26 protein-coding genes and 1 pseudogene are annotated in these 25,382 nt (G+C 70.4%); 13 read left to right on the plus strand and 14 right to left on the minus strand.

The window, feature by feature from the left end; all coding sequences use genetic code 11:
- Positions 1 to 36 precede the first annotated feature (36 nt).
- Both ACWIHT_RS16505 and ACWIHT_RS16510 read left to right on the plus strand, forming a co-directional pair.
- Positions 37 to 1,263 (plus strand): sensor histidine kinase, encoded by a 1,227-nt coding sequence (locus ACWIHT_RS16505; protein WP_456168704.1) that lies wholly within the window; start codon positions 37 to 39, stop codon positions 1,261 to 1,263.
- Complete coding sequence (locus ACWIHT_RS16510; protein WP_456168706.1) at positions 1,260 to 1,925, plus strand: response regulator; 666 nt, start codon at positions 1,260 to 1,262, stop codon at positions 1,923 to 1,925. Before ACWIHT_RS16505 ends, ACWIHT_RS16510 begins: the two co-directional genes overlap by 4 nt.
- On the opposite strand, the gene ACWIHT_RS16515 is transcribed toward ACWIHT_RS16510, so the two are convergent.
- Positions 1,886 to 2,173 (minus strand): DUF6332 family protein, encoded by a 288-nt coding sequence (locus ACWIHT_RS16515; protein WP_456168708.1) that lies wholly within the window; start codon positions 2,171 to 2,173, stop codon positions 1,886 to 1,888. The genes ACWIHT_RS16510 and ACWIHT_RS16515 overlap by 40 nt on opposite strands.
- 72 nt (positions 2,174 to 2,245) lie before the next feature.
- Entirely contained in the window at positions 2,246 to 3,727 is a 1,482-nt protein-coding gene (locus ACWIHT_RS16520) for an MFS transporter (RefSeq protein ID WP_456168710.1), read from the minus strand.
- A gap of 87 nt (positions 3,728 to 3,814) precedes the next feature.
- Here ACWIHT_RS16520 and ACWIHT_RS16525 point away from each other — a divergent pair, with 87 nt between their 5' ends.
- A complete protein-coding gene (locus ACWIHT_RS16525) occupies positions 3,815 to 4,192 on the plus strand; it encodes a MarR family winged helix-turn-helix transcriptional regulator (protein WP_359612612.1) in 378 nt (125 codons plus the stop codon).
- A gap of 7 nt (positions 4,193 to 4,199) precedes the next feature.
- Here ACWIHT_RS16525 and ACWIHT_RS16530 read toward each other — a convergent pair whose 3' ends face one another.
- Positions 4,200 to 4,931, minus strand: coding sequence for a maleylpyruvate isomerase family mycothiol-dependent enzyme (locus ACWIHT_RS16530; RefSeq protein WP_456168713.1), 732 nt, complete (start codon positions 4,929 to 4,931; stop codon positions 4,200 to 4,202).
- A gap of 46 nt (positions 4,932 to 4,977) precedes the next feature.
- Positions 4,978 to 5,946, minus strand: a complete 969-nt coding sequence (locus ACWIHT_RS16535; protein ID WP_456168715.1) for an alpha/beta hydrolase — start codon at positions 5,944 to 5,946, stop codon at positions 4,978 to 4,980.
- A gap of 211 nt (positions 5,947 to 6,157) precedes the next feature.
- Here ACWIHT_RS16535 and ACWIHT_RS16540 point away from each other — a divergent pair, with 211 nt between their 5' ends.
- Both ACWIHT_RS16540 and ACWIHT_RS16545 read left to right on the plus strand, forming a co-directional pair.
- A complete protein-coding gene (locus ACWIHT_RS16540; protein ID WP_456168717.1) occupies positions 6,158 to 6,613 on the plus strand; it encodes a MarR family winged helix-turn-helix transcriptional regulator in 456 nt (151 codons plus the stop codon).
- 310 nt (positions 6,614 to 6,923) lie between these two features.
- Entirely contained in the window at positions 6,924 to 8,555 is a 1,632-nt protein-coding gene (locus tag ACWIHT_RS16545) for an MFS transporter (protein WP_456168719.1), read from the plus strand.
- A 77-nt stretch (positions 8,556 to 8,632) separates the two neighbouring features.
- On the opposite strand, the gene ACWIHT_RS16550 is transcribed toward ACWIHT_RS16545, so the two are convergent.
- The 3 genes from ACWIHT_RS16550 to ACWIHT_RS16560 form a co-directional block, all read right to left on the minus strand.
- Positions 8,633 to 9,286 (minus strand): TetR/AcrR family transcriptional regulator, encoded by a 654-nt coding sequence (locus ACWIHT_RS16550; RefSeq protein WP_456168721.1) that lies wholly within the window; start codon positions 9,284 to 9,286, stop codon positions 8,633 to 8,635.
- Between the two features lie 77 nt (positions 9,287 to 9,363).
- The gene (locus ACWIHT_RS16555) at positions 9,364 to 10,254 is read right to left on the minus strand and encodes an SGNH/GDSL hydrolase family protein (RefSeq protein WP_456168723.1); all 891 of its coding nucleotides are present in this window, start codon (positions 10,252 to 10,254) and stop codon (positions 9,364 to 9,366) included.
- A 271-nt stretch (positions 10,255 to 10,525) separates the two neighbouring features.
- Complete coding sequence (locus ACWIHT_RS16560; protein WP_456168725.1) at positions 10,526 to 11,380, minus strand: isocitrate lyase/PEP mutase family protein; 855 nt, start codon at positions 11,378 to 11,380, stop codon at positions 10,526 to 10,528.
- 143 nt (positions 11,381 to 11,523) lie between these two features.
- Between ACWIHT_RS16560 and ACWIHT_RS16565 the strand changes: the two genes are divergently transcribed.
- Positions 11,524 to 12,552, plus strand: coding sequence for a S66 peptidase family protein (locus ACWIHT_RS16565; RefSeq protein WP_456168727.1), 1,029 nt, complete (start codon positions 11,524 to 11,526; stop codon positions 12,550 to 12,552).
- Here ACWIHT_RS16565 and ACWIHT_RS16570 read toward each other — a convergent pair.
- A complete protein-coding gene (locus tag ACWIHT_RS16570) occupies positions 12,513 to 12,809 on the minus strand; it encodes a muconolactone Delta-isomerase (protein ID WP_456168729.1) in 297 nt (98 codons plus the stop codon). The two genes, ACWIHT_RS16565 and ACWIHT_RS16570, sit on opposite strands and share 40 nt — an antisense overlap.
- Before the next feature lie 6 nt (positions 12,810 to 12,815).
- Positions 12,816 to 14,090 carry a dioxygenase family protein gene (locus ACWIHT_RS16575; protein WP_456168731.1) on the minus strand — a complete coding sequence of 425 codons (1,275 nt, stop codon included), beginning with the start codon at positions 14,088 to 14,090 and terminating at the stop codon, positions 12,816 to 12,818.
- Positions 14,091 to 14,248: 158 nt separating this feature from the next.
- Here ACWIHT_RS16575 and ACWIHT_RS16580 point away from each other — a divergent pair, with 158 nt between their 5' ends.
- From ACWIHT_RS16580 to ACWIHT_RS16590, 3 genes are all read left to right on the plus strand, one after another.
- Positions 14,249 to 15,136, plus strand: coding sequence for a helix-turn-helix domain-containing protein (locus ACWIHT_RS16580; protein WP_456168733.1), 888 nt, complete (start codon positions 14,249 to 14,251; stop codon positions 15,134 to 15,136).
- A 146-nt stretch (positions 15,137 to 15,282) separates the two neighbouring features.
- Positions 15,283 to 16,251 carry an SMP-30/gluconolactonase/LRE family protein gene (locus ACWIHT_RS16585; RefSeq protein WP_456168735.1) on the plus strand — a complete coding sequence of 323 codons (969 nt, stop codon included), beginning with the start codon at positions 15,283 to 15,285 and terminating at the stop codon, positions 16,249 to 16,251.
- A 64-nt stretch (positions 16,252 to 16,315) separates the two neighbouring features.
- Positions 16,316 to 17,095: a hypothetical protein gene (locus ACWIHT_RS16590; protein ID WP_456168737.1), complete on the plus strand. Its 780-nt coding sequence runs from the start codon at positions 16,316 to 16,318 to the stop codon at positions 17,093 to 17,095.
- Here ACWIHT_RS16590 and ACWIHT_RS16595 read toward each other — a convergent pair.
- Positions 17,082 to 17,432, minus strand: coding sequence for a hypothetical protein (locus ACWIHT_RS16595; RefSeq protein ID WP_456168739.1), 351 nt, complete (start codon positions 17,430 to 17,432; stop codon positions 17,082 to 17,084). The two genes, ACWIHT_RS16590 and ACWIHT_RS16595, sit on opposite strands and share 14 nt — an antisense overlap.
- A gap of 7 nt (positions 17,433 to 17,439) precedes the next feature.
- On the opposite strand from ACWIHT_RS16595, the pseudogene ACWIHT_RS16600 reads away from it, so the two are divergent.
- The 3 genes and pseudogenes from ACWIHT_RS16600 to ACWIHT_RS16610 form a co-directional block, all read left to right on the plus strand.
- Positions 17,440 to 17,797: pseudogene (locus tag ACWIHT_RS16600) on the plus strand (TIM-barrel domain-containing protein); the annotation flags it as partial.
- A 91-nt stretch (positions 17,798 to 17,888) separates the two neighbouring features.
- Complete coding sequence (locus ACWIHT_RS16605; RefSeq protein ID WP_456168741.1) at positions 17,889 to 19,448, plus strand: MFS transporter; 1,560 nt, start codon at positions 17,889 to 17,891, stop codon at positions 19,446 to 19,448.
- 100 nt (positions 19,449 to 19,548) lie between these two features.
- Positions 19,549 to 20,271, plus strand: coding sequence for a GntR family transcriptional regulator (locus tag ACWIHT_RS16610; protein WP_456168743.1), 723 nt, complete (start codon positions 19,549 to 19,551; stop codon positions 20,269 to 20,271).
- A gap of 218 nt (positions 20,272 to 20,489) precedes the next feature.
- Here the strand turns inward: ACWIHT_RS16610 and ACWIHT_RS16615 are convergent, their stop codons facing one another.
- Together ACWIHT_RS16615 and ACWIHT_RS16620 are read right to left on the minus strand one after the other, a co-directional pair.
- A complete protein-coding gene (locus ACWIHT_RS16615; protein ID WP_456168745.1) occupies positions 20,490 to 20,699 on the minus strand; it encodes a hypothetical protein in 210 nt (69 codons plus the stop codon).
- 30 nt (positions 20,700 to 20,729) lie between these two features.
- Positions 20,730 to 21,818 (minus strand): mandelate racemase/muconate lactonizing enzyme family protein, encoded by a 1,089-nt coding sequence (locus ACWIHT_RS16620; protein ID WP_456168747.1) that lies wholly within the window; start codon positions 21,816 to 21,818, stop codon positions 20,730 to 20,732.
- Positions 21,819 to 22,194: 376 nt separating this feature from the next.
- Here ACWIHT_RS16620 and ACWIHT_RS16625 point away from each other — a divergent pair, with 376 nt between their 5' ends.
- Positions 22,195 to 23,100, plus strand: coding sequence for a helix-turn-helix domain-containing protein (locus ACWIHT_RS16625; RefSeq protein WP_456168749.1), 906 nt, complete (start codon positions 22,195 to 22,197; stop codon positions 23,098 to 23,100).
- A gap of 36 nt (positions 23,101 to 23,136) precedes the next feature.
- Here the strand turns inward: ACWIHT_RS16625 and ACWIHT_RS16630 are convergent, their stop codons facing one another.
- Both ACWIHT_RS16630 and ACWIHT_RS16635 read right to left on the minus strand, forming a co-directional pair.
- Entirely contained in the window at positions 23,137 to 23,952 is an 816-nt protein-coding gene (locus ACWIHT_RS16630) for an SAM-dependent methyltransferase (protein ID WP_456168751.1), read from the minus strand.
- Positions 23,953 to 24,135: 183 nt separating this feature from the next.
- The gene (locus ACWIHT_RS16635; RefSeq protein ID WP_456168753.1) at positions 24,136 to 25,338 is read right to left on the minus strand and encodes an MFS transporter; all 1,203 of its coding nucleotides are present in this window, start codon (positions 25,336 to 25,338) and stop codon (positions 24,136 to 24,138) included.
- Positions 25,339 to 25,382 lie beyond the last annotated feature (44 nt).

Here is a 25,382-nt window from a genome sequence, read left to right on the forward strand (position 1 = left end):
CGCCCCCGACCCCGCCCGGCGTCTAGCGTGACGTGCATGGACGAGCAGCGCGTACGCGGCGGGGGACCGCCCCAGTGGTGGCGCCACGGGCCGCCGTGGGGCGGGGAGGCGGCCCCGGCCCGGTGGCCGTGGCGTTCCACGCTGCTGGTCACCGTGTTCGTGCTGGGCGGCAGCAACTTCGCCTCGCACAGCCAGCCCGACCGCGTCCCACTCGACCTCTACGCGCGCGTGCTGCTCGTCGTCGGCTCGGTGCTGCTGCTGTGGCGCCACCGCTACCCCGTAGGGGTGGCCTTCGGGACCGTGCTCGCCGCCGTGCTCTACATCGGGGCCGGATATCCGTACGGCCCCGTCTTCCTGCCCGTCGCGCTCGGCTGCTTCGCCGCGGTCGTCGCCGGGCGCCGCCGGGCGGCCTGGACCGCGCTCGGCGCGCTCTGGGCGTCGCATCTCCTGATCGCGCACTGGCTGTACCGGTGGCTGCCCCCGCACCACGACCACGCGATGCCCTGGGGCCGTGAACTGGCCGTCGCCACCTGGTTGGTGGCCGTCGCCGCGATCTCCGAACTGGCCCGCACCCGCCGCGACCAGTGGGGCCGCGAGCGCGCCGAGCGCGCCCAGGCGGCCCGTCGCCGCGCCGACGAGGAGCGGCTGCGGATGGCCCGCGAACTGCACGACGTCCTCGCGCACAGCATCTCCGTCATCAACGTCCAGGCGGGCGTCGGCCTCGCGCTCCTCGACTCCGACCCCGAGCAGGCCCGTACGGCCCTCACCACCATCAAGGCCGCCAGCAAGGAGGCCCTCGGCGAGGTCCGCCAGGTCCTCGACAGCCTGCGCGCCCCCGGCGACGCGCCGCGCACCCCGGCCCCCGGCCTCGACCGGCTGCCCGAACTGGTGCAGCAGGCGGCGAGCGCGGGCCTCACGGTAGAGGTCGAGGGAACCCCGCCCCGCCTCCCGCCCGGCACCGACCTCGCCGCCTTCCGGGTCGTCCAGGAGGCGCTCACCAACGTCGTACGGCACTCGGGTTCGCGGCACGCGTGCGTGCACATCGACCACGACGACCGGGAGCTGCGGCTGCGCGTCGACGACGACGGGCCCGCGACCGGCACGGACGCGGGTGGCAGTGGCAACGGACTGGCCGGGATGCGGGAGCGGGCCGCCGCGCTCGGTGGCACCATCGAGGCGGGCCCGCGCCCGGACGGGGGCTTCCGGGTGCTCGCCGTACTGCCGTTGACGTTGAAGGGCACACCTAAGGAGGACGACCGGTGATCCGGGTACTGCTCGCCGACGACCAGTCGCTGGTCCGCGCCGGGTTCAAGGCGCTGCTGGACGCGCAGCCGGACATCGAGGTCGCGGGCGAGGCCTCCGACGGCGAGGAGGCCGTGCGCAAGGTGCGCGAACTGCGCCCGGATGTCGTCCTGATGGACATCCGCATGCCACTGCTCGACGGCCTCGCGGCGACCCGACGCATCACGGAGGACGGCGACCTGGAGGACGTGAAGGTCGTCATGCTGACCACCTTCGAACTCGACGAGTACGTCTTCGAGGCGATCCGCTCCGGCGCCTCCGGCTTCCTGGTCAAGGACACCGAACCGGACGAACTCCTGCGCGCCGTAAGGGCGGTGGTCGACGGCGACGCGCTGCTGTCTCCCGGAGTGACCCGCCGGCTGATCGCCGAGTTCGCGGCCCGCTCCAAGGAACCGGCGACGGCCGACGCCCTCACCCAACTCACCGAGCGGGAACGGGAGGTGATGGCCCTGGTCGGTATCGGCCTCTCGAACGAGGAGATCGCCCGCCGTCTCGTCGTCAGCCCGCTGACCGCGAAGACCCATGTCAGCCGCACGATGGTGAAGCTGGGCGCCCGGGACCGGGCCCAACTGGTCGTGCTGGCCTACGAGTCCGGGTTGGTCCGTCCCGGCTGGCTGGGCTGACCCGCCGCCCGCCGATACCGGTACAGCACGCTCGCCACACGCACGAAGAACACGACGGGCAGCAGCGCGAGCCCCGCCCACGTCAGCACCGTCTCGACCGTGCCCGGCAGTTCGAACAGCCACACCGGACCGGCGACCGCCCCGAACACGACGACAGCCGCGAACACCGCGCTGACCAGCGCGTAGCCGATCTCGACGGTCATCGCGTCCCGCTCGGCCTGTGTGCGCCGTCCCCCGGTCCTGCTCATTCCACGAGTCTCACACGTGTGCGCCCGGCGGAGCAATCGGCTCCGCCGGGCGCACACTTGGGAGGCGTCCCCCTAGTCACGGACCGCCACGCGCTCCGCTTCCGCCTCCTTCGCAGTGGACTTGGCGACCACGAGGGTCTGCTGGTCGCGACGGCCGCGCAGCCCCGGCAACGTGATCAACAATCCGGCGACCGCGACGAAGGTCACCACGACCAGCCCGGGCCGGTAACTGTCCAGCACCGCCTGCGGGGTGGCGTGTACGGGGGCGTGCGCGGTGACCACGGCCGTGACGACGGCCAGGAAGATCGCCCCGCCCACCTGCACCGAGGTGTTCAACAGCCCCGAGACCATGCCCTGTTCGTGGTCCTCGACCCCGTTGGTGGCCTGGATGTTCAGCGAGGGGAAGACCAGCGCGCAGGCCGCGCCGATCAGCAGCATCGACGGCAGGATCACCGCCGCGTACCCCGGGTCGAGGCTGACCCGCAGGAACAGCGCGTACCCGACGACCATCAGCGCGAAGCCCGTGGCGATCAGCCGCTGTGTGCCGAACCGGTCGACGATCGAGCCGACCTTCGTCGAGGACACCGCCACCACCGCCCCGGCCGGCAGGAAGGCGAGCGCCGTGTGCAGCGCGGACCAGCCGAGCAGCGACTGCATGTACAGCGTGACGAGGAACTGGAAGCCGACGTACGACCCGAAGAACGCCATCGCGCCGAGCTGGGCGCGGATCTGGTTGCCGGAGCGCAGCACCCCGAGCCGGATCAACGGCCCGGCGGAGCGCCGTTCGACGTAGACGAAGACGGTCAGCAGGACGGCAACGGCCAGGAAGGACAGGAGAGTTCGGGCAGAGGCCCATCCGGCCTCGGGCGCCTGTACGACGGTGAAGACCAGCAGCAGCATCGACGCGGTGCCGAGGACGGCGCCTGGGACGTCGTAGCCGTTGTGGTCCTTCTCGCGTTCGCTGCGCGGCAGCAGCTTCAGGCCGGCGAGCAGGGCGATCAGCGCGATGGGCGCGGGGAGCAGCATGGTGAGCCGCCAACTGGCCTCCGTGAGCAGGCCGGAGAGCACCAGGCCCATCGAGAAGCCGGTGGCCGCGCAGGTGGTGTAGATGGACAGGGCGCGGTTGCGCAGCGGACCCTCGGCGAAGGTCGTCGTGATGATCGAGAGACCGGCCGGTGCGGTGAAGGCCGCGCTGAGGCCCTTGATGAAGCGGCTGGCGATCAGCAGCGGACCCGAGTCGACGAGCCCGCCGAGCAGTGAGGCCACCGCGAAGACTCCCAGGGCGACCAGGAAGACCTGCCGTCGGCCGAGCAGGTCGGCGGTCCGGCCGCCGAGGAGGAGCAGCCCGCCGTATCCCAGGATGTAGCCGCTGACGATCCATTGGAGCGTCGAGGTGGAGAGGTCCAGTTCGGAGCCGATGGAGGGCAGGGCGACGCCGACCATCGACACGTCCAGCGCGTCCAGGAACATCGCGGCGCAGAGCACCAGCAGGGTTCCCCACAGCCGTGGGGTCCAGCGTCCCTCGGACAGGGAAGGGGAGAGCGGAGAGGTCATGCCGCAGAGACTACATGCGCATGCATCGAATGCAAACGCATTTAATTACGATGCAATAAACCCGCTTCTCTGCTACGGTGCCCTGTCATGGCGGCGAAGAAGGCCGAGCAGGCGCTCGTGGACCAGTGGCGGGAGATGCTGGCGCTGCACGCCCGCACGCAGTGCGAACTCGACCGCACCCTCCATCAACACGGCCTGTGCGGCAGCGACTTCGAGGTGCTGGACGTGCTGGCCGGTGACGCGTGCGCCTATCGCGTCCAGGAGATCTCCGAGCGCGTCCACCTCAGTCAGAGCGCCCTCTCCCGGCTGATCGCCCGGCTGGAGAAGGACGGTCTCGTCGAGCGCGGCATGTGCGCGGAGGACCGCCGAGGCGTACGCGTGACCCTCACGGACAAGGGGCGCGACCTGCACGGCGAGGTACTCCCGCTCCAGCGCGCGGTGTTGACGAGGATGCTGTCCGACTGACGGCCCGTCAACTCCAGGTGATCGCCGACTTCTCCCGCCACAGCGCGGCGACCGACACATCGCCGGTCACACTCGGGAACGGCCCCCGGTTCCACAGCGCCCGGTACAACTGCCCGGCAGGACCGGCCAGTTCGCAGTCGGCACTCCCGGTGTCGGCCCGCTCGGCGGCGGGCGGTTCCTGGGACAGCCGTACGGTCCACACCGTGCTGTCCGTGTCCGTCGCCCGCACCCGGGGCTCCGCGCTGCGGACCCCGCTCCGGCGGCGGCCATGGAAGCCGCGCAGCAACTCGTCGATGCCGTCGGCCGCGAAGTCCGCGGAGATCTCGCCGGCCATTCCGCCGCGCGCCGCCTCGGCGTCCATCCGGTGCACGGTCGTCTCGTGCGCCTGACGCCGCGCCCAGAAGGCGAGGGGTGACGGCGCCGGCAGGAAGTGCCAGCACTCCACGTCGGGCGGGGCGGCGGCGAGGGTGTCCACGAGCGAGCGGTGTCCCTCCCTGAACCAGGCCACCAGCTCGGCGCCGTCCAGCTCCGGCAGGCCGCCGTCGGGGTGGTACGCGGTGTACCCCTCGGCGACGAACGCGGTCGCCCAGCGATGCACCATCCCCGTGTGCAGCAGCAGATCCCGCACCCGCCAGCCCGGACAGGGCGGCACCTCGGCGTCGACGCCCGCCTCCTCGGCGGCCGAGGCCAGCAGGCCGCCCTCCCGGTCAAGGGTCCCCACGAACGCATCGGTGTCCATGGGGGCGAGTGTGCCGTACGGAAGGCGGGGGCGGGTGCTCCCGGGATCAGCCGGTGGCGAGCGCCTTGCGCAGAGTGGTGACGGCCAGGGTGATGGCGGCCTCGGCGGCGTGGGTCTCCCGCAGCGCGTTGAGCATCACGAAGTCGTGGATGATGCCCTGGAAGCGGACCGCGGTGACGGGGACCCCGGCCTCGCGGAGCTTGTTGGCGTAGGCCTCGCCCTCGTCGCGCAGGACGTCGGCCTCGCCGGTGATGACGAGGGCCGGGGGCAGCCCGGTGAGCTGTTCGGTCGTGGCGCGCAGCGGGGACGCGGTGATCTCGGCGCGCTCGGCCTCGTCGGTCGTGTACTGGTCCCAGAACCACCGCATGCCGTCGCGGCGCAGGAAGTAGCCTTCCGCGAACTGGTGGTAGGAGGCGGTGTCGAAGCTCGCGTCGGTCACCGGGTAGAACAACACCTGCTGGACCAGGGGGACATCGCCCCGTTCCTTGGCCATCAGCGTCAGCGCGGCGGTCATGTTGCCGCCGACCGAGTCGCCGACCGCGGCGATGCGCGTGGCGTCCAGATCCTTGGTCGCGCCCTGCTCCACGACCCACTTGGCGACGGTGTAGTTCTGCTCGATCGCGACGGGGTAGTGGGCCTCGGGGGAGAGGTCGTACTCCGGGAAGACCACGGCGGCACCGGCGCCGACCGCGAGTTCGCGCACCAGCCGGTCGTGGGTGTGGGCGTTGCCGAAGACCCAGCCCGCGCCGTGGATGTAGATGATCACGGGAAGCGGGCCGGTGACCCCGGCCGGGCGGACGATACGGGTCCTGACCTGGCCGGTCGGTCCGCCGGGGACGGTGATCCACTCCTCGTCGACGGCGGGCTCGGCGATGTCGCCGGACTGGACCTCGTCGACCGCCTTGCGGCCCTCGGCCGGGGCGAGGTCGAAGAGGTAGGGCGGGTTCGCGGTCGCCTCGGCGAAGGCCTGGGCCGCGGGTTCCAGGACGGGGCGGGGTGCGGTGCTGTCGGTCATGACGGTCTCCTCACGAACGGGTGCCGCGGACGGGCCCGGTGGGGTCCGGGCCGGTGGTGCGGCACGAGGATGAGAGTAGCGTGCGATTAAGTCGTGCACAACTAAAGCGTGCTCGATAGGATCGACCGGACCTGAACGATATGGTGGGGATCGCCCTGAAGAGCACCGGAGCAACCGGAGCACCGGAGCAACCGGAGCGAGGAGTCGCACCATGAGCCCAGCCGCCGCGGATCCGGCCGAGGGATCGCTGCTCCTCGACGACCAGTTGTGCTTCGCGCTGTACGCGGCCTCCCGCGCGGTGACCGCCCGCTACCGGCCGCTGCTCGACGAACTGGGCCTGACCTACCCGCAGTACCTCGTCATGCTCGTCCTCTGGGAGCAGGACTCGATCTCCGTACGGGAGTTGGGCGCCGCGCTCCAGCTGGAATCCAGCACGCTCTCCCCGCTACTGAAGCGGCTGGAGGCGAACGGACTGCTGCGCCGCGAACGCCGGCGCGACGACGAGCGCTCGGTCGCCATCCGGCTCACCGACACCGGCGCGCAGATGCGGGAGCGGGCCGCCGCCGTGCCCCTCGCGATCGGTGACGCGATGGGTCTGACCCCCGACCAGGACGCCCTGGCGAAGCAGCTCCTCCGGCTGATCACGGCCAACGTCGCCGCCGGCTGACCGGCCTCCCACCTGCGCGTTCACGCCCCGCGGAGCAGTGTGTCGTCGCCGCTGTTCAGCTTAGTTTGCAGGTCCAACGGCATCTCCAGGACCGGGTCCCCGGTATACGGTCCGAAGCGATTTCCCGCAACGAAATGGCTTACGTCAATGGAGATTCAAGCCGAACAACCACGTCAGCCTCCGGGCCACGGGACACGACTGACGGAGTCGGCACCGTCACCCCCGCCGTAGCCAGGCACGGAACGCCACGCGCAGTTCACACCCGGTCAATCCGCCCCGTACGCCCCGTACGACGACGTCTAGAGGTGCCATGCCGACCCTGGTCTCCGAAGTCTCGCCTCCGTCCCCCAGGCCGGACTCCCCGTCCCGCCACGTCACCGCCACGATCCTGCTGGCCTGCCTGGGAGTCTTCGTCTCCTATCTGCCGGTCGTCGGTGTGTCGGTGGCGCTTCCGGTGATCCAGCAGGCGCTGGACGCCTCCACCACCGGGCTCCAGTGGATCACCGACGCGTTCATCCTCCCGACCGCCGCCCTGCTCCTGACCTGCGGTGTCATCGGTGACCTCTTCGGCCGCAAGAAGATGTATCTGATCGGCCTGGCACTGTCCTGCGTCGGCTGTCTCGTCGCCCTCACCGCGCACAGCGTCGTCCAGGTCTGCGTCGGCCAGGCGCTCACCGGGATCGGCACCGCCGCGCTGCTCCCCGCGACCCTCGGCCTGATCAGCCACGTCTGCCCCGACCACCGCAAGCGGGCCGGTGCGATAGCCCTGTGGACGGCAGCCCTCGGCCTCGGCCTGACCCTCGGCCCCCTCTTCAACGGCCTGATCGTCGAACACACCACCTGGCGCTGGATCTTCCTGCCCACCCTGGCCATCGGCGCCCTCACGATCCTGGTCGGCGCCTTCGTCCTGGTCGACTCCCGCTCCGACCGCGAACGCCACCTCGACATCCCCGGCCAACTCCTCGCGATCGTCGCCGTCACCGCCATCGTCTACGGCGTCATCGAGGGTGGCGGCGCTCCGGGCTGGGGCTCGGCGGAGGTCGTGACCGCGTTCGTCGTGGCCGCTCTCGCGCTGCCGGCCTTCGTGGTCGTCGAACTGCGGTCCCGCTGCCCGATGTTGGACATGCGCCTGTTCAAGTCCACGGCATTCTCCGGGGCCGCGTTCGTCATGGCGCTCACCCTGTTCGCCCAGGTCGGCCTGGTCTTCTCGCTCAGCGAGTACTTCGGCCTCGTCCACCACGCCTCGACCTGGGACATCGGAGTGCGCCTGATCGCCCTCAACGGCTTCACCGTCGTCCTCGGCCCCGTCGTCGGCCGCCTCATGCACCGCTTCTCGCCCGGCCTCGTGCTGGTGACCGGCCTGCTCGTCGGCGGTATCGGCGCGCTCCTGGTCAACCTCTTCGACGCCACCACCGGCACCGGCGAAGCGGCCCTGGTCATCGCGGTGTTCGGCATCGGCATCGCGCTCGCGATGGCCCCGATCACCACGATCGCCATGAACAGCCTGCCGCGCCGCCTCGGCAGCACCGCGGGCGCCGCCAACAGCGCGCTCCGCCAGATCGGCAGCGCCCTGGGCCCGGCCATCTTCGGCGTCATCCTCACCAACCGCACCCTGGACACCCTGCCCGGCCACGTCGCCGCGTCCGGCCTGAGCCCCGCCGACCAGGGCCAGGTCATCGGCACGGTGAACGGCGTCGGCATCCAGGCGGGCGCCTTCCTGCACCTCGACTCCGGCGAGGCGACCGGCCGGGCCCTGACCGCCTACGGGGCGAGCTTCACCGACGCCCTGCACACCTGCGCCCTCGTCGGCGGAGTCGGCATGCTCGTGGCAGCCGCCGTAGCCCTCGTCACGATCGGCATCCGCGCCCGCGCCCCGCACACGGAGCCCGTTGTGGCCACCCAAACGGCCGCCGGGGCAACGGCCGTCGGCGAGACCGGCTGACCGACGGCCGCTGTTCCAGGGGTGGTTGACCCTCGGCTACGACACCGACGGCCAACCGCCCTTGTCATAGGGTCCGTTCAGGCCGAGGTGTCGCCGTTCTCCACTGCTGGGGCGAGGAGATGACACAGCGAGTCGGCCAACAGCCGCAGCGGGTCCGCGGTTTCCAACGGCCACTCCACGGCGATCCAGGCGGAGAAGAACGACTCCGTCTGTAGTACGGCCATCAGCGCACGCTGCCGGGACTCCGCGGGATCCACGCCCCGCCACCGCCCGTGATCGCCGACCAGCATCCCGACATACCGCTCGTGCGCCTCGACGTACTGCGTCCGCCCGTCGCCCAGGCTGCGCAGCGCCGTCGGGGCCGCCGCGTTGGCGACACGGCGGATGGGCGCCATCTCGCGCCAGCGGTCCGCCGCATCCTCCAGCCACGCCCGGATGTCCGTCGGCGTCCACCGGGGCAGCGCGGCCAGCTCGCCGTAGGCCTCGCCCATCAGGCCGTACAGGCGCTCCACCAGTGCGTCCACGATCTCGGCCTTGCCGGGGAAGTGGGCGTAGACCGTCACCCGGGTCACCCCAGCGGCCTGGGCGATGTCCTCCATCCGCGCGTCGAGGAAGGGCTTCTCGGTGAACACCGTGACGGCCGCTTCGAGCAGTCGGCGATGGGTGAGGATCTTCTGCTCTTCGCGCAGGTTCCTGCGGGGCGTCGGCTCCATCCGCCCAGTCTCTTGCATGTCGCGACTATACGGCGGGTGGGGCGCGGCCCGTTCGGCGATGCCGTCCTGACCTGGTGCTTCGGCGAAGTCGACCGCTACGGCTTGTGGAACGGCTTGTAGATCTGCCACAGCGCCGACGCCGCCATGACCGACTGCCCGAGGGAGTTGGGATGCGCGGCCGCGGTGTTCGCGGCCGGGCTCAGGGACTCGATCCACCGTTCGTCGCGGGGCCGGCACATGTCGTGGCCGATCGTCGGCGTATAGGTGTCCGCGAAGGACGTACCGGCCCCGGCGGCCACCGCCTGCCGCGCCAGCGCCTGGTTGGCCTTCTTCGTGGTGTCCCGCAGATAGGCGAAGTCGCCCTTGGCGAACGGGACTTCGGCGCAGGCGACGCCGTCGTCGGGGAAGAGCGCGGGATACCCGACGACGATCACCTTCGCGTGCGGGCTGCGTCGCCTGATGTCGGCGAGCACGTCGTGGACACGCCCCTCCATCGCGGTGACGCGCTCCTCCAGTACGTCCTTGCCGTCCGCCGTGAAGTACCGCTCGCAGGGGCTGCCGTCCCGGTCGGAGGCGGCGAGGTGCGCGCAGGTGGCGAGCACGCTGGAGAAGCCGACGTCATTGCCGCCCAGGGTCAGGGTGACGAGTCTCGTGTCGGGGGCGAGCGCGTCGATCTGCGGAGGCTTGCCGCCCTTGCCGTTCCAGAAGTCGCGCGTGGTGGCACCGCTGCAAGTGACGTCCTTGAAGGCGTGGCGCGGTCCGACGGCGGCGAAGAACCTGGCGATCAGACTGGGGTAACTGCCGCTCGTCCGGTCGCACTCCGCGTCCTTCACCCCGGCCAGCCCGGCGCCGGAGGCGTAGGAATCGCCGAGCGCCACGTAGGGGGATCCGCCGCCGGTACCGACCACCGAGGTCCCGGCGGACACGGCCGAGATGGGGGTCGCCGTCGGCGCGCTCAGCGTGAACGCGGCGGCCGAGGTGACCACAACTGCCGTGACGGTACGGCGATTTCGCGACCGTCGGCCAGGGGAAGGGGGCAATCCGAAAAAGGGCACAACGCCTCCGCGCTCTCGTGGGATGGGATCGACGCGGCGCGCTGTGCTGCCCGCGCCGCCGCGTACCGGAGAGCGGGCGGCCGGCTCCGTCGAGGGGCCGCGCGCTTTCTCGATGTGATCGAGGCTATGGCGGGGGTGGGGCGCCGTCCTCGTGCCGCGGGACGATCACCGGGTCCAACCGGAGATAGAGAGCGCCGGAGTGTCAGCCGTGGCGAGTGCCCGGTGATCCCTGGAGGTTGCGGGTGAGCAGCTCGACGGACTGCGGTACGCCGACTCCGGTGTCCCCCGTCTCCGGGAGCCGTCCGTCGGTCACCTTGAGGTCTGTCAGAGCCCTGTCCATCGCCTCGTGCGCGGTGAAGAGACAGGGCGTGCTGTAGATCGCGACATCCACGCCGAGTTCCGCCAACTCGCCCAGCGACAAACGGGGGGAGCGGCCGCCGGCGATCTGGTTGAACAGCAGCGGCTTGTCGCCGATGGAGTCGCGGATCCGGCGGATCGCGCCGACGTCGCGCACCCCGTCCACCAGCACCACGTCGGCGTCGGTGGCGGCGAGCGCCTTGGCGCGCGTGAGGATCTCGGCCTCGTCGCTCGCGTCGGTCCGCGCGACCACGGTCAGATCGGTGGTCCGGCAGGCCAGCACGCGTTCGAGCTTGTCGAGGTACTCGTCGAGCGGGAGGAGCTGCTTGCCCGCCACATGACCGCACCGGCGCGGACGCTTCTGGTCCTCCAGGATCACCCCCGAGGCACCGGCCCGCTCCAGCCGCCGTACGACATGGCAGGCCACCTCCGGATCGCCGTAGCCGTCGTCGATGTCCACCAGCAGGTGATGGCGGGGGAAGGCCCAGCGGAGCCGTTCCGTGAAGGCCACGATGTCCGGCCACGCGATGAAACCGATGTCCGGCAGGCCGTAGAAGGACGCCGCGAATCCGAACCCGGAGACGAAGAGGCCGTCGTAGTGCTGGGCGGCGATCGACGCCGAGTACATGTCGTACACGCCGATCAGAGGAGTCGTGCCGGAAGCGGTGATCGCGCTGCGCAGTGCGCTGCCGTGAGGCATTGAACGGGTCCTCTTGTCTTTTGCGATGGTTGTGATGTGCGCTTACGCAACGACCGTTACGTTTTTGGGGTTACGCGCGCGTACACAGGGGACCCGGCGGTAAATGAGTGGCGGGGTGTTGCGGGCGTCGGGACACTGCCTCGGTGACCCGTACCCTGCTGCCTCAACTGCTGCGGCCCCGTGCTCTGGTGCCCGGGGATCTCGTCGTCATCGCCTCGCTGTCCGGGCCGCTGCACGCCGTCTACGAGCCCGACCTTGAGCAGGCGGAGGTCGTGCTGGAACGGATGGGGTTCCGGGTGCGGCGGGCGCCCCTTCTGCGGGCGGGGCGGCAGCGTTGGTGGAGTGCGGCGCGGCCCGCGGAGATCGCCGAGGAGTTCAACGGCCTCCTGCGTGATCCCGAGGTGCGCGCGATCGTCGCGCACGACGGCGGTCAGACGGCGCTCGGCTATCTGGACCTGATCGACTTCGACGCGGTCGTCGCCGATCCCAAGCCGGTCCTCGGCTACAGCGACATCTCGCTGCTGCACCTGGTGCTCTACGCGCGCACCGGTCTCGTCGGCTTTCACGCCGACCTGGCCACCCCGGGACTCGGCGGCCACTGGCAGCGAGCGTCGACCACGCGCCAAGTGGTGCTTGAGCGGCTCTACTTGAGGCTACTGACCGGCGGCGAGGCGATCGGCGCGCTGCCGACCACCCCGTCCTGGGAGTGCTGGCGTCCCGGTCGCGCCGAGGGCCCGCTGATCGGCGGGGTGATCAATCGCATCGTGTTCGCGCAGGCGCCGCCGCTCGAACGGTTCGACGGCGCGGTGCTGTTCTGGGAGGAGATGGGCGGCCAGGCGGCGTATATCTGGAGCTATCTGCACGTGCTGCGGCACTGCGGCATCCTCGACCGGATCTCCGGCATGGTCGTGGGCGTCCCGCACGAGATCGACGGGCTCGGGACGCCCGACGACGGGCTCCCGACCCTTCGGGAAGTAGTTCTCGATGTCCTTGGCGATCGTGACATCCCGGTCCTGGGCAACGTCGAGATCGGGCATGCCGGGCCGAATCTGCCGATGCCGGTCGGTGTCCGTGCCCAACTGGACGCCGGGCAGCGGACGTTGTCGTTGCTCGAACCGGCGGTCACCGTTCCTCAGGCCGATCTCTCGTCCGCCGCGAGGGCCGAGGGGTGACGTGCCAGAGGCGTCACTTCGATCGTCATGTAGGGGAACAGCGGTAGATCCCACAGGAGTTGGTGCAGCGCCTCGTTGTCGGCGACGTCGAAGACGCTGATGTTGGCGTACTGGCCGACGCACCGCCAGATGTGCACCCACCGCCCCGACTCCTGAAGTTCCCGGCAGTAGTCCTTCTCGCGGGTCACCAGGTCGTCGCGGATCTCGGGAGCGAGGTCGCGGGGGAGGGAGACCTGCGTGTGTACGGCGAACAGCACGCCGCATCACGCCTTGTCGAGAACGAAGTCGTACGTGACCTCCCGGCCGTCGCCGTCCGCGACCGGGGTGGGGGCCAGGATCAGCTCCGGCTTCACCGCGGTGGCGATGTCGTCGGCCACGTGCTCGCCGCCCTCGAAGTACAGCTGGGTGGTGATGAGTTGGTGTCCCGGGGCCGCGACCTTGAGGTGCAGATGGGGCCACTGGCCGAGCCGGTAGGCCACCGTGTTGGCGTGGATCCGGAGCGCGTCGGCGGTATGTGCGAGCGACAGCCCGGCGTCGGCGAACGCGAGGACGGTCTCGGCCAGTTGGGGCTGTTCGCCCGCGACCCGGCGGATTTCAGTGAACAGGGACAGCAGCCGGTCCCGGCTGTCGACCAGGCTAGCCCGCAGCCAGGCGTCCTCGAACGCCGTCGCACGGCCGCCCTGTTCGGCGACCACCAGGGCCCGCTCGGCGTCGCTGATGCTCATCTCCGCGCCCGCCAGCCCGGGCCGTACGAGGCCGACGCCCACGAGAGCGTCGTCGCCGCCCAGCTTGATCACGCGGCTGACGAGGTCGGCCGGGTCGCTCCGCTGGGTGATGGCGACCATCAGTTCACCGCTCAGGCCGCAGGAGACCTTTCCGGTGACCTGCTGTGCCGCGCGCTGCAACAGGCCCAGGCGCCCTTCCGCGGACCACACGGCGGCCGTCGTACACAGGGCCTGGAACTCGCCGTCCGGGTCGAAGCCCAGTTCACGGGCGATCTCGGCGGTGTGCTCGCGGGGTGCCCCACCGGTGCGGAGCAGTTCCAGGAAGCGCTGACGCAGACCGGCCTCGCGGCCGTAGCGTGCCCCGGCCTCGTCCGCGTACACGTCCGCGACGACACCGCTCATCGCCTGGACCCACAGCCACAGCGGCGCGACCAGCTCGATCGCCGTGTCCTCGGCCGCCGTACCGCGCGCCGCGGTGCGCAGTTCGTCCCACAGCCGGCGGGAGACGAGATGGAAGGTCGCGAGCACGTCCTGGACGGGCAGCCCGTAGTACGCCCTCCTGCGGGACGCGGTCTGCACCTCCAGCAGGTCTTCGGCCGTCGGTTCCACATCGAGAGCGAGGCCGCGCAGCACATAGCCGAGGCGGACCCGTACCGTCCGGCGCTGCTCGGCGAGCGGCATCGCCGCGTACGAGGGGATCTCGCGTCTGATGTCGTCGGTGAGCTCGACGCTGAGTTCGTCGAGCCGGGACCGCAGCGATTCGCAGAGCAGACGCAGCGGATGTCCGTCCGGTCGTACCGCGGAGGATGTCACGCCCGACACTGTCGAATCGACAACGAGATCGTGTCAAGCGGGCTCACTTGGAGTGACGGCGAGATTGCGCGCGCGACGGGCCGGGGACCCTGACCCGGCGTTGCCTACCCAGAGTTGGGTCAGGCTCACGGGTGCAATCGCTGCCCATACTGAGTTCCGTGAACGGAGAAACGCAGCTCGGGGATTTTCTGAAGGCTCGGCGTTCTCACCTCCGTCCTGCGGACGTCGGGGTGAGCACCTACGGGGAACGACGACGCGTGCCCGGTCTGCGGCGCGAGGAACTGGCGCTGCTCGCGGGGGTGAGCGTCTCCTACTACACGCGGCTGGAACAGGGACAGTCGCCGAGCGCGTCGCCGGAAGTACTGGACGCGCTGGCCGGTGCCCTGCGGCTCGACGAACCCGAGCGGCGGTATCTGCACGATCTGGCCCACGCGGGCAGACAGCGCCCCCGGGGCCGACGGCTCCCGCCGGAGCGGGTGACCGAGGAGAACGCCCAACTGCTGGACGTACTGGGAGACACTCCCGCGATCGTGCAGGGCCGGTGCGCCGATGTGCTGGCCTGGAACCGGCTGGGGCACGCGTTGTTTGCCGGGCACCTCGACCCCGAGGCCCCGGACCGGCCGGCCGAGCGCCCCAACCTGGCCCGGCTGGTGTTCCTGGACCCGCACACCCGCGATCTGTACGCGGACTGGCCGAGCAAGGCCAGGGTCGCGGTGGGCAACCTCCGGTTGATGGCGGGCCGGTTCCCCGACGACGCGGCGCTGCACGCGCTGGTCGGTGAACTGAGCGCCAAGAGCGGCGAGTTCGCCTCGATGTGGGCCGATCACCGCGTCAAGTCGCACATGTTCGCCTCGTACGACATGAGGCATCCGCTGGTGGGTCCGCTGACGGTCGTGCAGCAGAGCCTCGGCCTCGGGCGTGGCATCAGCCTCGTCGTCGCCACCACCCCGGCCGACTCACCCTCACGCGCGGCACTGGCCCTGCTCGCCCAGGCCGCCGTACCGGCCGAGTCCGCGTCGAACCGGACCCGGGTCAGTACGGACTGACCCCGTCCAGGGCGGTCGACCGCCGCCCGCTCAATGTGACCCGCGCATCGGCACCGCGCTGCCGCATGCCCAAAAGCAGTGCCCAAAAGCGGTGCCCGAAAGCACTGTCCGTATTCACCATTCACCTCTCAAGAAGGAACCAACCCATGCGCAAGACGCTCACCAAGTCGGCCCTTTCCGCGGCCGTCGTCGTCGCGGCCGCCACCGCGGTGCTCTCCTCGGTTCCCGCCTCGGCCGTCTCCGCGCCGCTGAACGACGCGCGGATCGCCCGCCACTTCGACCTGGCCAAGGGGCAGACTCCGGAGAACATCGCACTGGCCCCGGACGGCAGCGCCTACGTCACCTTCGCCGCCGCCCGCCAGATCGCCCGGCTCTCGCCCAAGGGCGCCACCCGGATCCTGGCCACCCTGCCCGCGCCGGCGGACGGCGGGGTCCACACCCCCGTCCTGGGGTTCGCGCTGACGTCCGGCATCGTCCGGGCCCACGACGGGACGCTGTACTTCCTGTACGCCACCGGCACCGCCGACCTCACCGGCGTATGGCGGCTGCGGCCGGGCGGCACACCGGAGCGGATCGCCGCGCTCCCGGCGGACGGACTGCCCAACGGCCTTGCGCTGGACGCCCGTTCGCGCACTCTGTACGTCACCGACTCCGTGCTCGGCACCGTCTGGAAGGTGCCCGTCTCCGGCGGAACACCCACCGCCTGGTCCACCGCCCCGGAACTGGCTTCGGCCGGCTTCCTCGGTGCCAACGGCCTGAAGATCCGGGGCGGGGCGCTCTGGGTCACCAACCTCGACCAGGGCACCGTCGTACGCATCCCCGTCCTGCGCGACGGACGCGCGGGCCGGGTCCGCACCGAGGCCACCGGCCTGCCGGGGATCGACGACTTCGCCTTCACCGGCCGCGGGGACCAACTGCTCGCCACCGTCAACGGTTCGAACGAGGTCGTCCTCGTCGAGCCGCACATCGGCAACACCGTCGTACTGACCAAGGCCGACGGCCTGCGGAATCCCACCTCCATCGCCCTGCGCGGCGACACGGCCTACGTCCTGAGCGCGGCCTACGTCACCGCAGAGGACCCCAACCTGCTGCTGGCCCACCTGGACCGGCGGTAGACGGAACAATCACCGCGGCCGATCACATAACCTCTCCTGGCACGCACACGACAAGGGGAGGACCATGAGACGCAGAACGGCCTGGGCCGCGGCCGGCGGGGCCGCGGCCCTGGTGCTGGTGACGGCGACGGGGGCACACGCGGAGGGGCGGGGTGACGTCCGGGTGGTGAAGACCGTCGTCAACGGCGGCGGCAACGTCATCGTGGGTACGGCGCGGACGATCCGCTACCCGGTCGACATCACCGTCAAGGACAACTCGGGGGTGAAGGGGCTCACGCACGTCAGCACCTTCAACAAGACGAGCGCCTACACCTTCGCGACCTGGAACGACGACTCGTCCTGCACGAAGAAGAGCGCGACGACCTCGGTGTGCCGGGCCACGCTGACCATCGACCCCGCCTGGATCGCCGACAGCGACGACATCGACTCCAACAAGGTCGCCGGCGTCTGGCAGATCAACGCGACCGTCAAGGCGAACGACGGCGACTACTGGATCTCCGACCACATCGCCGAGTACAAGGTCAAGCGGGCCGCCCAGCTCACCACGGTGATCGGCCCCGAGAAGGTCGCCAAGAACGCCAAGGTGACGGTCACCGGCAAGCTGTCGCGGGCCAACTGGGAGGACTGTAAGTACTACGGGTTCCCCGGACAGCAGGTCAAGCTCCAGTTCAGGAAGAAGGGTGCCGCCCACTACGCCACGGTCAAGACCGTCACGACGGGCAACGTCGGGCAACTGAGCACCAAGGTGACCGTCACCTCGGCGGGCAGCTGGCGCTGGTACTTCCCCGGCACCACGACCACCTCGCTGAAGGCGTCGGCCGGAGACACCCTCAACCTGAAGTAGCCGTCAGCCCGACAGGGCGGCCGTGAACACCTCGCTGAGCCACCAGCCACTCCTGGACGCGGTCCCAACGCCGCCGCCAACCACCGCGTTCGGACAGCGCCTGGGTGAAGACGGGGTCACCGTCGGCCACTCGGTCGGAGACGAAGGCCCGGCAGGACGCGGTGGCCTGCTCGATGACGTCGGGCAGTTCGCCGCGGTCCTGCGGGGAGAGGCCGTAGCTGTCGGCGAGGATCCGAAGTCGCGTCGGGGCGTCCGGTCTCGCGGGGTAGAGGGGCGCCGCGGACGTGGGATCGAGCATGGGAACCCAGTAGCGGGCGGTCATGGCGACGTCCCGCACCAGGACTCCCACCGACCTGGAATACCCCAACGAGCCGCAGGCGTACGCCACTTCCGGCGGCGAGTGCTTCTACGGCCCCGACCTGCTCGTCGCCCCCGTCACCACGGCCACGACCTCGGTCTGGTTCCCGCCCGGCAGCGGGTGGACCGACTACTTCACCGGACAGACCGGTCCGCACCCGCCGGTGGACCGTCTCCCAGCTCGGCGTCACCGCCCCGAGCACCGTGCGCGCAGGAGGGGTCCAACTGCCGCCCGGCGACTACCACTTCGACCGAACCACCCACACGTTGACGCTCACGCTGCCGCCGCGCGCCCCGCACGCGTCGATCACCGTGTCGTACCGCGTCCCAGCAGGTCGGACATGACGGCACTGTCTCCCGCCGCTGGACGCCATGTATGGTGAACCGATGTCGCTATACATGGCGTATAGCGAGCTGGTCGCTGGGGGTTCGTCGGATGAGCACGGCAGTGAACGGGGCGAGTCCCACGGAGACGTCCCCCGCGGCCCGTCGCAAGGTGCTGAAGGCGCTCAGCGGGCTGCTGCTCGCGCTGTTCGTGTCCACCCTCAGCAGTACGGTCGTCTCCAGCGCGCTGCCGAAGATCATCGGGGCGGTGCACGGATCGCAGACCCAGTACACGTGGGTCGTGACCGCGACCCTGCTCACCACCACGGCGACGACACCGATCTGGGGCAAGCTCGCCGACCTGTTCAGCAAGAAGACCCTCGTGCAGGCGTCCATCGCCGTGTTCGTGCTGGGCGCCGTGGCCTCCGGGATCAGCCAGACAGCCGGGCAGCTCATCGCCTCGCGGGCCCTGCAAGGCGTCGGTGTGGGCGGTGTGCAGGCCCTCGTCCAGATATCCCTGGCGGCGATGATCCCGCCCCGCGAGCGCGGTCGCTACAGCGGTTACCTCAGCAGTGTCACGGCGACTTCGACCATCGGCGGGCCGCTGCTCGGCGGGGTCATCGTCGACACCTCGTGGCTGGGGTGGCGGTGGTGCTTCTTCATCGGCGTGCCGATCGCCGTCGTATCCCTGTTCCTGCTCCAGCGGACGCTGAACCTGCCCGTGATCCGCCGTGAGAACGTCAGGATCGACTACCTGGGGGCGACCCTGATCGCCGCCGGGGTCAGTGTGCTGCTGGTGTGGGTGTCCTTCGTCGACAACTCCTTCGGCTGGGCCTCCTGGCAGACCGGGGCCATGGTGGGCGGCGGGCTGGCGCTGATCGCGGTCGCCGTGTGGGTGGAGTCGCGGGCCGCGGAACCCGTCGTACCGCTCGGCATCGTGCGGCAGCGGACGACGGCCCTGGCGATCGTCGGCAGCCTCGCCGTCGGTACGGCCATGTTCGGCGCCGCCGTCTTCCTCAGCCAGTACTTCCAGCTCAGCCGTGGGCACAGTCCGACCGAGGCCGGTCTGCTGACCATTCCGATGATGGCCGGCATCCTCATCGCCTCCACCGTCGCGGGGCGGCTGATCAGCAGGACCGGGAAGATCAAACCGTTCATCATCACCGGCGCCCTCCTGCTCACGGTCGGCTTCGCCGGTCTCGGCACCCTCGACTCCAGGACGCCCATCCTCCTGCTCAGCGTGGAGATGCTCTGCGTCGGGATGGGCGTCGGGATGACGCTCCAGAACCTCGTGCTCGTCGTGCAGAACACTGTGCCGCTGAAGGACATCGGCGCGGCCAGCTCCACGGTGTCCTTCTTCCGTTCGCTCGGCGGCACGATCGGTGTCTCCGTGCTCGGCGCCGTACTGGCCCGGCACGTCCAGGACCAGATCACGCACGGTCTCGCCGACGCCGGACTGCGGAGCACCGCCACCGGATCGGACGCCGGTGCCGTACGGGAGATCGTCCGTGTCGCCTACGGAGACGCCACCGCGCAGATCTTCCTGCTCTCCGCCGGGGCGGCCCTGCTCGCGGTGATCGCCGCGATCCTGCTGAAGCCGACCGGCCTGCGCAGCAGCCTCGACCTGGCCGAGAAGAGCGAGGAAGCGGCGGTTCCCGCCGAGGCGGGGTGACGGTCGCCGTCGCCGGACCGAGGTGTTCCGTTCACGGCGGCCCGCTCTCTCCACCTGGCTAAACTGTGCGGATACGCCAAGCCTTTGAGGGGGAGTGGGGATGCCGCCGCACAGTCCTTCCGCGGCCGGGGTTCCGGACGAAGGCGACGAGCCGAGCGTGCCGCCCGTCCGGCTGGCGCTGTCGGACAGCGTGTACGAGAGCATCAAGGCGATGGTCATGGACCACGAGATCGCCCCCGGCGCACGGGTCGGCATCGATTCGCTGGCCCGCACGCTCAAGGTCTCGCCCACCCCCGTCCGGGAGGCGCTCGCCCGGCTGGAGTCCGAGGGCCTGGTGGTGAAGCGGGCGCTCTCCGGATACCGGGCGACGCAGTTGCTGACCCGCCGGGGCCTTGAGGAACTCTTCGAGATGCGGCTGCTGTTGGAACCCAGGGCAGCCGCGCTGGCCGCCGTGAACGCCACCGAGGCGCAACTCGACGGCCTGGAACGGATCGTCGAGGAACTACAGGCCCACCCGAGCCCCAAGGACCGGTATGCCTCCTACCGTGACTTCGCCGCGCTCGACCAGCGCTTCCACGAGGCGATCGGACAGGCCACGGACCGACCGCTGCTCGCGGACGCGGTGGAACGGCTCCACGCCCATCTGCACATCTTCCGGCTCAGCAAAGTGGTCGGCGCCGAAGGCCCGACCGTCGCGGAGCACGAACGGATCGTCCGCGCGATCCTGCGCCGCAACCCCGAGCGGGCGGCCGAGGCGATGACGGAGCATCTCACCCGGAGCCTGGAGCGGCAGATCGACGGCGGCGCGGAGCCTGTCGCCTGAACGGCCCCCGCAGCAGCCGGAGTTGGGACCCGCCCCCGTAACAGGGGGTGGTGGTCGAGCACCGGCTCGGGCACGGCGCGGTGCAACTCCCGGTATTCGTCCTGCAGTTCCGGGCGTACGGCGATCACCTGGGCCGCCCGCCTCATGAGCGCACCGCGTCGCGGTCGTGGATCAGACGGATCACCCGGCCACTCACGCGGTCGTAGTCACGGTCGTAGTCACGGGAGTTGTCGACCTCGCCGCGGACCCGGTGGTCCGTCATGACGACGATGCAGCATGAAGTCGTCGCCGATGGAGGCACGGAACGTGCCCGTGCCGGCCGCCGCCATGAACCCGGCCAGCGCGGCGAGCAGCAACTCGCGGCCGATGCGCTTAGCGCCGTGGAGGAAGCGGAGCGCGACCACGGTGAGGGTGGAGGTGTCCCGCAACAACGGTGTCCGGTGGGCCGACGGAGGTCGTCACGCCACCCGCCGGTCGTCCAGCGCGTCCGGGTCCCAGTCGATGCCGATGCCTGGTACGTCCGGGGCCACCGCCATGCCGTCGCGGATGGTCAGCTCGGTCCGGGTCACCGCCCTCAACTGCGGTATGTACTCCACGTATTGGCCGTTGGGTACGGCGGCGGCGAGGCTGACGTGCAGTTCCATCAGGAAGTGCGGGCAGAGCATGACGTTGTGGCTCTCCGCCAGGTGCGCGACCTTCAGCCACGGGGTGATGCCACCGATCCGGGCCGCGTCGACCTGCACGACGGAGGCGGCACCGGACTCCAGATAGGAGCGGAACTGCATGAGCGAGTACATGGACTCGCCCACGGCGACCGGGACGCGGGTCGCCGCCGCGAGCCGGGCGTGCCCGCTGATGTCGTCCGCGGGCAGCGGCTCCTCCAGCCAGTACGGGTCGTACGGCTCCAGCGCCGCCGCGAGCCGCAGCACCGAGGAGCCCGTCTGCGACTGGTTGGCGTCGGTCATGATGTGCAGCGAGGAGCCGACGGCCTCGCGTACGGCGCGCAGCCGTTCCGCGTCCTCGGCCGGGTGCGGCTTGCCCACCTTGATCTTGACGCCCGCCCAGCCCAACTCCTGGGCGCGCAGGGCGCCTTTGACCAGTTCCTCGGTGCTCAGGTGGAGCCAGCCGCCCTCGGTGTCGTAGACCGGCACCTCCTGGCGGTGGCCGCCGGCCAGTCGCCACAGGGGTTCGCCCGTCCGCCTGGAGCGCAGGTCCCACAGGGCGGTGTCCACGGCGGCGAGGGCGAGTGAGGTGATGGCTCCGGTGGTGGTCGCCCGGGTCAGCGCGAACAGCCGCTGCCACAGCGCCTCGATGTTGCGGGCGTCCTGTCCGACGAGGGCGGGCAGCAAGTGGTCGCGCAGCAGCGCCAGTACGGAGGTGCCGCCGGTGCCGATGGTGTAGGAGTAGCCGGTTCCCGTGGCACCGTCCCAGGTCTCCACGTCGACCAGGATCGTCTCCTGTTTGACGAACGACTGGACGGCGTCGGTGCGGTCCTGCTCGACGGCGATGTCGACCAACCTGGCGCTCGCGGTCGTGATGATGCTCATCCGGCGGTTCCGGTTTCTGTCGTGGGGATTGGGGGGCGGGCTGTCAGCCGCAGGCCGACGTCCCGGTGCCGAGAAGCGTGATGGCGACAACTCCGGGCAGGACGGATCTGGTTGGGAGGTGCATGCCCGACCCTCGCCAAATCAAATAGGAAATGGATGCGGCGATCGTGGGACAGGAACCCTTGCGCGTCAAGGGTTGCGGCAACGGCAGGTGGTGGCAAGGGTGTTCCTGGTCCCTGAAGCTTCCACTGATCGAAAAAATCGTATAGGAAAGCAAACTCTTGAGCACGGCGAGATGACAGCCAACTGCCCTTAAGATGACTGACCGTAGCGTTCGTCCCCACACAACGTCGCGTGCACCGCAGGGAGATCGACCATGGGTTCCGACGAGGTCTTAACCACACCGCCCGACAGCGCTCTCCTGGACGGCCGTTCGGCCGGCCCCATGGTGCCGCGTCTGGTCCTGGGCGCGCGGCTGCGTGAACTGCGGGAGGAGCGACAGATCTCCCGCACGGCCGCGGGCGAGGTGATCCGCGCCTCCCGGTCCAAGATCAGCCGCCTTGAGGCAGGCCGACACGGATTCAAACTGCGCGACGTGGCCGACCTGCTCACGCTCTACGGCGTCCGCGACGAGGGCGAGCGCGCCACCCTGCTGGCCCTGGCCGAAGAGGCCAACGCCCCTGCCTGGTGGCAGTACTTCAACGATGTGGTGCCCACCTGGACGCAGGCCTACCTCGGTGCCGAACAGGCGGCGAGCCTCATCCGCTGCTTCGAGGTCCAGCGCGTGCCCCAGTTGCTCCAGACCCCCGACTACGCGCGCGCCTCCCTGCGGCTCGCCCACTCGGACGCTCGCGGGGAGGAGCTCGACCGGCGGGTCATGCTGCGGATGACCCGCCAGCGGATCCTGCGCCGGCGGCCCGCGGCGCAACTCTGGGCCGTGATCGACGAGGCGGCGCTGCGCCGCCCGGTGGGCGGCATCCGCACGATGCGCGCCCAGCTCAGGCATCTCATCGAGATCTGCCGGCTGCCCCAAGTCACCGTCCAGATCATGCCGTTCCTCGCCGGCGGCCATGCCGCGGAGGCCGGTCCGGTGACCATCCTGCGGCTGCCCGGCGGCCGGTTGCCCGACATGGTCTACCTCGAACAGCGCGTCACGGCTCTCTATCCCGACCGGCCGAACGAGATCGAGTGCTACTGGGACGTCATGAACCGGCTGGTGGTCGAGGCGGAATCGCCGGAGGAGACTCCGACGATCCTGCACCGCATCCTTCAGGAGATCTGAGCCGGGACGGGTGCCGAACCGGGCTACCGGGCGGGGTCAGCGCTTGAGGCCGACTCCGCCGTACTGGTGCACCTCGGCGGGCAGGCCCCAGGCGCTGTCGTCGGGACGCCAGCGCGAGCACGACGCCACGCCCGGTTCGAGCAGTTCCAGCCCCTCGAAGAAGCCCGCGATCAGCTCGGGGCTGCGCAGGATGTACGGGATCGAACCGCCCTCGTTGTACTGCCGGATGGCGTCGACGTAGTCCGCGCTCGTGTCGGTGCTGTCGTACTGCACGAGATAGCTTCCGGCGGGCAGGGCCGTCACCAGTCGCCGCACGATCGAGCGGGCCTCGTCGTAGTCCTCGATGTGGCCCAGGATGCCCATCAGCATGAGCGCGACGGGCTGGTCGAAGTCCAGCGTCTTCGCGGCCTCCCGCACGATGGTGTCCGGGTCGCGCAGATCGGCGTCGACGTAGTTGGTGACGCCTTCGGTGGTGCTGGTGAGCAGTGCGCGGGCGTGTGCCAGCACCAGCGGGTCGTTGTCGACGTAGACGATGCGGCTCTCGGGGGCCACCCGCTGGGCGATCTCATGGGTGTTGTCCACGTTGGGCAGGCCGGTGCCGATGTCCAGGAACTGCCGGATGCCCTCCTCGGCGGCCAGTTGACGAACGGCGCGGGCGAGGAAGTAGCGGGCGGCGCGGGCCCCGGTCTCGATCCCGGGGAAGATCTCGCGGAAGGCGTCACCGGCGACGCGGTCCACTTCGTAGTTGTCCTTGCCCCCTAACCAGTAGTTCCAGATCCGGGCCGACTGCGGCACCGTCGTGTCGAACTTGGAGAGCGCTTCCTGCTCGGAGTTCGCTGTCTCGTCCGTCATGGTCACTCCTGTGTGTACGTGGTGAGAGCGACGGTGAGTCCGTGGTGGGAGCCACGAAACCGTCGAACACCGGTCGTGGAGGCCCACGTTATTCCCCCACGCCTCGCCTCATGCGCCCCGCCGGTCCCAACCACCCTTGTTCGGCCGCCCGTTGGCTTGATTGCCACCCCGGGTGAACGGGGGTCAGCGTTCCGCCGCGTGCCGGGTGAGGAATCCGATGAGCGCGGCCGTGGCGGCGAGGACGGCCACGCTGGTGAGGGCGGCGGGGAGGGAGTACCAGTCCGCCATGAAACCGATGGCGGGCGGCCCCAGCAGCATGCCGCCGTAGCCGAGGGTGGAGGCGATGGCCACTCCGTCGGGACCGGCCAGGGTGCCGGCGCGTTCGACGGCGACGGGGAAGAGGTTGGCGAGGCCGAGCCCGGTGATCACGAAGCCGAGGACGGCCGCCCACAGGGTGGGCGCGAGCGCGCCGAGCAGCATGCCTACGGCGGCGGTCGTGCCGCCGGACACGAGGGTGCGGGTCCGGCCGAGGCGTTCGAGCAGCCGCGTGCCGCTGAGTCGGCCGGCGGTCATGGCGAGCGCGAAGCAGGAGTAGCCGATGGCGGCGGCGCCTGCGGTGGCGTCGAGGTCCTGCCGCAGATGCAGGGCGCTCCAGTCGGCGAGGGCGCCTTCGCCGAAGGCCGTGCAGAGGGCGATCAGGCCGAAGGTGACGACGAGACCACGGGTGCGGGCGTCGAGGCGGCGGGGTGGGACCGCCTCGACGGACGAGGGATGCGATGCGCCCTTCGGAGAGTCCGCGGGGGGATCGGGAGGTGCCGGGGGCTGGAGGCGCAGCAGGGCGGGGCCGATCAGAGCCGTGACGAGCAGACCGGTCACGGTGAGGCCGAACAGGTGCTGGGTCGGGGTCAGGGCACCGGCGACCAGCCCGCCGAGGCCGGCGCCGACCATGCCGCCGAGGCTGAACGCGGCGTGGAAGCTGGGCATGATGGGCCGCCGCATGGCCCGGACCAGTTCGACCGCCGCGCTGTTGAACGCGACGTTGATCCCTCCGTAGGCGGCGCCGAAGACCAGCAGGACGAGGCCGAGGGTGAGTGCCGAGTGCGTGAGCGGCGGGAGGGAGACGCTGAGGGACAGCAACACGGCGCAGGCGACGGTGACTTGGTGGTTGCCGTAGCGGTGGCAGAGGCGGCCGGTGAGCATCATGGTGACGACGGCGCCGGCGGAGATGCCGAGGAGCGCGAGGCCGAGGGTGCCGGCGGAGGCGCCGGTCTGCTCCTTGATGGCGGGGATGCGGACGACCCACCCGGCGAAGATGAAGCCGTCGAGGGCGAAGAAGGCGGTCAGGACGGCTCGTAGCCGGGTGAGGTCGGTGGCGGTGCCCGGCACGGCGTTGTGCGTTCGGGGTTTGTTTATTTGCGGCACAAAATCAG

Source organism: Streptomyces sp. NPDC002276 (assembly GCF_053891435.1).

Coding starts and splice junctions, on each gene's coding strand:
- ACWIHT_RS16505 (WP_456168704.1), top strand. CDS start 37: ATGGACGAGCAGCGCGTACGCGGCGGGGGACCGCCCCAGTGGTGGCGC.
- ACWIHT_RS16515 (WP_456168708.1), bottom strand. CDS start 2,173: ATGAGCAGGACCGGGGGACGGCGCACACAGGCCGAGCGGGACGCGATG.
- ACWIHT_RS16520 (WP_456168710.1), bottom strand. CDS start 3,727: ATGACCTCTCCGCTCTCCCCTTCCCTGTCCGAGGGACGCTGGACCCCA.
- ACWIHT_RS16525 (WP_359612612.1), top strand. CDS start 3,815: ATGGCGGCGAAGAAGGCCGAGCAGGCGCTCGTGGACCAGTGGCGGGAG.
- ACWIHT_RS16530 (WP_456168713.1), bottom strand. CDS start 4,931: ATGGACACCGATGCGTTCGTGGGGACCCTTGACCGGGAGGGCGGCCTG.
- ACWIHT_RS16535 (WP_456168715.1), bottom strand. CDS start 5,946: ATGACCGACAGCACCGCACCCCGCCCCGTCCTGGAACCCGCGGCCCAG.
- ACWIHT_RS16540 (WP_456168717.1), top strand. CDS start 6,158: ATGAGCCCAGCCGCCGCGGATCCGGCCGAGGGATCGCTGCTCCTCGAC.
- ACWIHT_RS16545 (WP_456168719.1), top strand. CDS start 6,924: ATGCCGACCCTGGTCTCCGAAGTCTCGCCTCCGTCCCCCAGGCCGGAC.
- ACWIHT_RS16550 (WP_456168721.1), bottom strand. CDS start 9,286: ATGCAAGAGACTGGGCGGATGGAGCCGACGCCCCGCAGGAACCTGCGC.
- ACWIHT_RS16560 (WP_456168725.1), bottom strand. CDS start 11,380: ATGCCTCACGGCAGCGCACTGCGCAGCGCGATCACCGCTTCCGGCACG.
- ACWIHT_RS16585 (WP_456168735.1), top strand. CDS start 15,283: ATGCGCAAGACGCTCACCAAGTCGGCCCTTTCCGCGGCCGTCGTCGTC.
- ACWIHT_RS16590 (WP_456168737.1), top strand. CDS start 16,316: ATGAGACGCAGAACGGCCTGGGCCGCGGCCGGCGGGGCCGCGGCCCTG.
- ACWIHT_RS16605 (WP_456168741.1), top strand. CDS start 17,889: ATGAGCACGGCAGTGAACGGGGCGAGTCCCACGGAGACGTCCCCCGCG.
- ACWIHT_RS16610 (WP_456168743.1), top strand. CDS start 19,549: ATGCCGCCGCACAGTCCTTCCGCGGCCGGGGTTCCGGACGAAGGCGAC.
- ACWIHT_RS16620 (WP_456168747.1), bottom strand. CDS start 21,818: ATGAGCATCATCACGACCGCGAGCGCCAGGTTGGTCGACATCGCCGTC.
- ACWIHT_RS16625 (WP_456168749.1), top strand. CDS start 22,195: ATGGGTTCCGACGAGGTCTTAACCACACCGCCCGACAGCGCTCTCCTG.
- ACWIHT_RS16630 (WP_456168751.1), bottom strand. CDS start 23,952: ATGACGGACGAGACAGCGAACTCCGAGCAGGAAGCGCTCTCCAAGTTC.